The following is a 1461-nucleotide window of genomic DNA, read 5'->3' as shown; positions in this document are numbered from 1 at the left end:
ACAGGTATTCCACGGTGCAGTTGGTCGAGAGCGGACAATAACCGCTTACTGTGAAACACTGCAAAAAAGACGGCGGACAAACCTAACAAACTGCGAGCGTTTGTTGGCTTAGCAGAGCAAGCTTTTCAACTCTAGAATTTCTTACTGTTGTATTTATAGCGCCTTGTCGTGCGCGATAAACCTGTTTTGGTGAAGAGATACGCCTGAGCGCTAAAAATTAGCCTATCTATAAACGTTTTTGACCAAAGTGGTTGAAGTATTTTTATACTTTTTTACTTCACTTCCTCAGCTTGGATATTAATAGTGATGGATGTCACTTATTTCTTACTTATTTCTTTTATCTATTTATTAGCTTTTCATTGGCCAACTCAATTTGACCACTATTTTTAACCTCAGATGCAGCCTAAATTTGATAAGTCTTTAACTGGCTTTTTAAAGCCTTCAACTTTGCTTCTAGATCACCGTAGATATCCGCATCCTCATTAAAAAAAATAGTGTTACGCGTTAAATAGTCCACCGCGCCTTTGGATTGCTTGACGAGTTCTGAGCTAGCAATAGAGTTTGAATCCAGCTTCTCTTTGAGAAGGGATGCAAAACAGCTCGCTACCTCAGAAGCGTCGAATGGTTCATGATCTGTGTTCATTAGGAAGTCAATGAAGAAGTAAAAGTACTTATTAAATAACACATTAGGCATAACTCTTAGTTCATTTGCCCTTTCAATTACGCTGCGAGAAAATGCTGCTGAAATAGACTCGTTAGACTGGTTAAAAAACGTATTTTTGGCATAAGCTAAATCGGGATCACAGCCATAACCTGAAAGCTGCTCTTGCCATATACTTTCGATTGATTGTGTTTCTGTATTATTCATAAAACCTCTTAATAAAAAGAGTAGAAAGCCTACTCCTGCAGCAATTGATAATTAAGGCTAGTCAAACATGCAGCCGATTTATAGTGATGGGTGTCATTGATTTATTTCATTGATTTATTCTAAGCTAAATCGGGATCACAGCCATAACCTGAAAGCTGCTCTTGCCAGATACTTTCGATTGATTGTGTTTCTGTATTATTCATAAAACCTCTTAATAAAAAGAGTAGAAAGCCTACTCCTGCAGCAATTGATAATTAAGACTAGTCAAACATGCAGCCGATTTATAGTGATGGATGTCATTGATTTATTCTTTCTTATTGATTTATTCTTTCTTGTTTTCTGTTTTTGATGCAAATAGTAGTGGGTGTCACTTATTTTCTCTTATTTTCCTCCTTGTTTTTCCTACTTGTTTTTTTGTTTTTACTTTCACTTTTTTTACTTGTTTTTTGCTTTGGCTATTAAACTTGAGTTTATTGTCTTTCAGCTGTTCCACCTGGAAAATGTTTTTTGCCAAGTCGATAGCAATTAAATTAGACTGTGTCATGTATGGACTCCTTATTTGGTAAAAGTGTTTTGCAATATCTTTATACCGT

2 protein-coding genes and 1 pseudogene are annotated in these 1461 nt (G+C 36.0%); 1 reads left to right on the top strand and 2 read right to left on the bottom strand.

The genetic code is table 11. The features are described from left to right. Positions 1-112 (top strand): annotated as a pseudogene (locus MHN32_RS23585) (transposase); the annotation flags it as partial. Between the two features lie 291 nt (positions 113-403). On the opposite strand, the gene MHN32_RS23580 reads toward MHN32_RS23585, so the two are convergent. Next, positions 404-868, bottom strand: a complete 465-nt coding sequence (locus MHN32_RS23580) for a hypothetical protein (protein ID WP_239422987.1) — start codon at positions 866-868, stop codon at positions 404-406. Between the two features lie 367 nt (positions 869-1235). Then, the coding region (locus MHN32_RS23575) for a hypothetical protein (protein ID WP_239422986.1) at positions 1236-1461 on the bottom strand (226 nt) is incomplete at its 5' end.

Source organism: Pseudoalteromonas sp. Of11M-6 (assembly GCF_022347905.1).
GTDB lineage: Bacteria > Pseudomonadota > Gammaproteobacteria > Enterobacterales > Alteromonadaceae > Pseudoalteromonas.
Note: the sequence above shows the minus strand (reverse complement) of the source record. Positions and strands in the feature narration are given on the sequence as shown.